Here is a 5,133-nt window from a genome sequence, read left to right as displayed (position 1 = left end):
CATTAAAATGCTTATATTTAAAACTATTCATACATTCTTAAACTAAAATATTTAGCGCAAATACTAGATTTCAAAAACCTTATTGTCAATAGTTGCAACAGAGCCGATTTTATAAAGCAATCCCTTAATAAAAGTACTGCTTAGTTATTATTGTTTATGAATTACATGATCATATATGATTAAATTATTAATAAATACCTCCTCTTAAGACGCCTGCTGCCGTTCTACCATATTGAGTTATATAAGACTCTGGTAGCTTCCTACTATTTGGCATAGATAACCATAATCTAAGTAATAATCTCTTTTTATTCTCTTGTATATAATCTTCGAATGCTGAACGAGCATGTAAAATAGTGAAATTGTTTATGAAAAGTATTTCACCAGGTTGTAACAAAAACTTCCATGATAGCTTATTTAATACATCATCCAAATAATCCATAGCCTCTATTTGTTTATGAGATAATTTACTCATCGAATGATTATCATCAACATTATATTTATTTTCAATAAAAGGTCGTATATATTGACAAATTAATTTCCCATTTTCTTTCGCAAATATAGGCCGCTCACTATAATTATTATAGCTTTGTTTATCCCAATTTGGTCTTGTATAAGGAAATGGCTTTAATAAAACATCAAGTAAATCTGGTCTATTTTGTGATATATAGTGGTAAGCTTGGATTGAACTTGCTAAGGAAGTTTCACCACCATGTTTAGCCTTATGACAACATAACAAACCAACAACATCACATGTATCTGTATGAAGATCTAGTTTAGCTTTAGTTGTTGGACCACGCCCTTTACCACCTTCAAGTTTCTCTCCTAAATCTTTAATGCTCATCATATGTTGTCGAGTATTTGATTGTGAAACTGGAGTCCCAAGGTAAATTCCTAATCCCCAGAAAATAACTTTGATTTCATCAAAACTAAATTCATTTATTGGTAATTTATTAATTTTAACAATACCTAAACCATTCTCTAACTCTTCAGAAAATTTTAAAATTTTAGATGAAAGTTTAGGTATAGGAAAATCAGTAATCTGCAAGTAAGTTAAATCTTTTTTTGTTTGCTTTGCATTTTTAAGTGCATATTTAAGCTCTTGAATATCATCATAATTCAAGGAGTATTCTATTACTAGTTTTGAAATATCATTTTCATTAAATGAATTTTTTAATATATCTTTCATCCTTTATATACCTTAAATTATACTATATAAGAGTATATATAAAACTAGCATAGAATGAAATTAGGTACTGTTGCAAGTAGACGAGGTATTACGAGAGTGTTCCACTACTCAAAGTTACAAAATCTAGACGTAGTAAGCTACAAGGAATATGGCCCTACTTAGATTTAACTTTATTGTCTTTAGCATTTAAAATTGAAATAATATTACTTAAAACATATATAGTAGGGTAAATATGAAAGCGATTGTATATAAAGAGAATTCTCCAATTAATTCAAAAGATTCTTTATCATTAGTTGAAATTGATGAGCCTAAGCTCTTTTCTCGAGATTGATCTACCCTGTCAATTTGGGACACTTTTGATGTCAGAAAAAGGAGAGAAAAATGGCTTACAAAAGATACCCAGAAGAGTTTATGGATCAAGCTGTGCAGTTATGCTTAACAGAAGATGCAAATCGTAAAGAAATAGCAGATAATCTAGGAATAAATTATAAAACACTCTGTACATGGATAACTAGATACATGTCGAAATCTACTACACAAGATAAAAAGATTGATTATAAAACTCAATATCAAAACCTAATATCAGAGAATGCAGAGCTAAAAAAGAAACTTAAGAAAGCAGAAACTGAACGAGAGATTCTAAAAAAGGGACATGGTTCAAAAAACAGTTATTTTACTTCATAATAGACGTGACAAATTCTACCAGTACTGGTATTGTTAGATTGTAATTTAGATATTTAACAATTTAAGTAACTCTAAGCGACTCTTTTAAATTGATGAAGTCCTAATAAAGCCATAAAATCAATATTATCTTTGTCAGTAAATACTTCAGCAGCAGATTTGCCTTTAAGTTTTTGATTAGCAGCTCTACGTCTTGGTAGATGATTAAGGGCAAATTTAATTAACTCAAAGCGTTCTTCTTTAAATCCTTTGCGAGGATCTAGATAGACTCTTATACGACTGTTTATATTTTCTATTAAAGAACTAGATCTATGTAACCGAGATATTGTTTCTAACACGTCATCTTCAATATCTTCAAAGATTTCACCATACTTATCGTAGAAGGTGAAAATGTTTATATTGTACTTATCTCCATGGATGTTATATCTAGCATTATTGCAGATATCCCAAACATCTGAGATATTGATTGAATATTTCTTTGCTATATCATCAAATGCTCTGTTTAGTTCATGTACAATATTAAGCAAGCTATCTTTATTATTTTTCAATGTAGTATGAATGCATTTAATTCTGTGAGGATGTCTTTTTGCTAACGTATCTAGCTCTTCTAGAATAAAGTCATAAAGCTCTATTCTGTCTTTGTGGCAGATACTTTGAAGTTGTAATATATCGTACTGCAACCAATTAGTTAATGTGGTAAATTGATTATGTATAAACTCTTTCTCAGTCATTATTTTAGTGGCCTTCTGTAATTTGTATTTGATTTTAGGACATTGCTTTTTATCTAATCTAATTGATAGTTTTATACACTCTGTCATAGCTGATTCGTACTGATTCTTGAGATATCTAGATGTATCTTTAATATTTTTTATAATATGAAAATGATCATATCTGATATTTACATCAGGTAGAACTTCTTCAAATGCTTTCTTCATGCCAGAACCTCCGTCCATGATATTATTTTCTGGGCAATATCCTCTATCTATCATATTAAGTAGATGATATCCCCATGTATTATGATCACGATTAGATTCTAATTTAAGCTCCATACAAAACTGTGAATCCAGATCAATAGATGTTAACACTGGTTGTGATTGATGGAATATTTCATCAGTAGCGCTATTCTTACAATTGCTAAGATCATAGCTATTATTAACTTCAGTAGCTTTAGACGTAGTTTGATCTAATATTGATGACACGTATCCACTAGAGACATCCATATCAACAGCATATTTAATAAAAGAGATGGTATCTCTTATACTAGATTTACAGATCATAAACAGTAAAGCTATGGTACTGGATATCCATTTTTTTGTAACTGGTATATGATATATAACATCTTTTGTATTATTATCTAGAGTTTGATGCATTTTTTTCTCAATTGTATTTAATTGAGTGTAAATAGTGTTTCTAGAAACATTATGTTGATTTGCTAGTTGAGTTACAGGTGTAGTTCTAATACAATCTGTTATCAATTTCTTTTTGGAATCTTGTGCTAGTCGTTTGGGTTGCATTTCTGGAGTTATCTTAATCATGCTTTTGTGGTGAAAAAATGATACTGAGATAACTCTACAAATGCTATCTAAAAGTTACTTATTTTGTTAAGTGGATTTGAACCATGCCGTTATTAATAGAAAAAATAGTTTAGGAGTTGTCGATGCTAGATAAACTTATACCAGAAATAAATGTAGGAAATGATAAGGTTGCTATATTTTCTGAAAAAAAAGATTATTATTATTCTGATTTATTAAAAATAACGAAAGTATTAGTTAATAATTTATCTACCCTTGGTGTGAAAAAAGGCGATCGTATCTGTTTGTATAGTGAAAATTGTCCAGAGTTAATTTTTTTATATTTAGCAATATTTAAGTTAGGTGCTATTATTGTTCCTATTTATGAGTCAAGTCAAATAAACCACTTTCTGAAAAATAGTGAAAGCAATTTATTAATTAGTAAAGATGAAAATTTTCTAAATAAAGATTATATTGATTCAAATTTATTATCTAGGTTAGAGGTTGTTTATTTCTTAGATATTGGATTTATTCATAATCAATACATGCCTATATTAATAGGAGACTCATCCTACTCTAAATCAAATATAAAAGATGAAGATATAGCTGCAATAATTTATACTTCAGGTTCTACAGGATTAGCAAAAGGTGTAGTACATACTCATAGATCAATGTATTTAGCTTCAAAAAATTTAACGAAAACAATTAAGCAAGATTGTAACTCTATTACATGTATAAGTTTATCTTTATGTCATGTATCTGGTTTAATAGGACAGCTTATAGCAACACTCATTTCTAATGGCAGTATGGTTTTGTTATCTCGGTTTAATGCCGAAAAAATGATTTATTCTATTTCTAAATATAAGGTTTCTCATTTGCAAATGCTTTCTACAAACCTTACTAATTTAGTATATTACATTAGAACCTCAAAAATACCTAAAGCTGATTTTAAAAGTCTAAAATCAGTAATGGTAGGTGGTGACTCAGCTCCTGTAAGGATACAAAAAGATTTTTTAAAATTAACTAACTGTACTATTACTCAAGTTATGGGGATGACTGAGTCATTTTCTTATTTTATTAATCTATCAAAAAAAGATGAAAAATTAGGTTCAGTTGGTTTGCCTGCTTTGGGGGTTCAAATTGAATTGAGAGATAATGATGGTTTAGTAATTAATAAATCTGATCAAATTGGTGAAATTTTTGTTAAAACTTTTGGGAATATGATGGGGTATTGGAGAAATGATAAAGATTCTAGAAAAACTCTCAATAATGGTTGGTTATGTACAGGAGACTTAGCTTATAGAGATCATAATGGATATTATTGGTTTTCTGGAAAGAAAAAACAGTTAATAGAAAAAAATAATATAAAAATTGTGCCACAAGAGATAGAAAATGTATTATTAAATTACTCTCATGTTAGAGATGCATGCGTAGTAGGAATAAAAAATAAAGAAGATAAAAATATTTTATGTGCATGTGTGGTTACAGAGAAAAATAATACTACTGAAAAGGATATCAGAGAATTCTGTCAATTATTTTTACAAAGTGAAAAAATGCCAGATAAGATTTTATTTTTTGAGAGATTATTTTATAAGGAGGGTGGAAAATTTGATCGTAATTTGATTTCCGCTAAAGCTAATCAATTTTATCAAACTTCTCTATAAATACCTAAGATATTTAATGGGTCTTTACAGATAATTGTGTAAATTTTAATTAGGTTATATATTTTAAATATAACAATAAGGGATTTACAGA

The 5,133-nt window shown here is 28.6% G+C and carries 4 protein-coding genes; 2 read left to right on the top strand and 2 right to left on the bottom strand.

Annotated elements, in window-relative coordinates; all coding sequences use genetic code 11:
• Nucleotides 1-187: 187 nt before the first annotated feature.
• Nucleotides 188-1,186: a TauD/TfdA family dioxygenase gene (locus tag AB8E56_RS11115; RefSeq protein ID WP_329481099.1), complete on the bottom strand. Its 999-nt coding sequence runs from the start codon at nucleotides 1,184-1,186 to the stop codon at nucleotides 188-190.
• 381 nt (nucleotides 1,187-1,567) lie between these two features.
• Between AB8E56_RS11115 and AB8E56_RS11110 the strand changes: the two genes are divergently transcribed.
• On the top strand, nucleotides 1,568-1,870 hold the full coding sequence (locus tag AB8E56_RS11110) for a transposase (RefSeq protein ID WP_329481097.1): 303 nt from the start codon (nucleotides 1,568-1,570) through the stop codon (nucleotides 1,868-1,870).
• A gap of 71 nt (nucleotides 1,871-1,941) precedes the next feature.
• Here AB8E56_RS11110 and AB8E56_RS11105 read toward each other — a convergent pair whose 3' ends face one another.
• Entirely contained in the window at nucleotides 1,942-3,402 is a 1,461-nt protein-coding gene (locus tag AB8E56_RS11105; RefSeq protein WP_329481095.1) for a transposase, read from the bottom strand.
• 122 nt (nucleotides 3,403-3,524) lie between these two features.
• On the opposite strand from AB8E56_RS11105, the gene AB8E56_RS11100 reads away from it, so the two are divergent.
• Nucleotides 3,525-5,042 (top strand): class I adenylate-forming enzyme family protein, encoded by a 1,518-nt coding sequence (locus tag AB8E56_RS11100; RefSeq protein ID WP_329481093.1) that lies wholly within the window; start codon nucleotides 3,525-3,527, stop codon nucleotides 5,040-5,042.
• Nucleotides 5,043-5,133: the final 91 nt, after the last annotated feature.

The sequence above is a fragment of the Francisella sp. 19X1-34 genome (genome assembly GCF_041102755.1).
Taxonomy (GTDB): domain Bacteria; phylum Pseudomonadota; class Gammaproteobacteria; order Francisellales; family Francisellaceae; genus Francisella.
The sequence above is the reverse complement of the archived record's forward strand: the minus strand, read 5'-3'. Positions and strand labels throughout refer to the sequence as shown.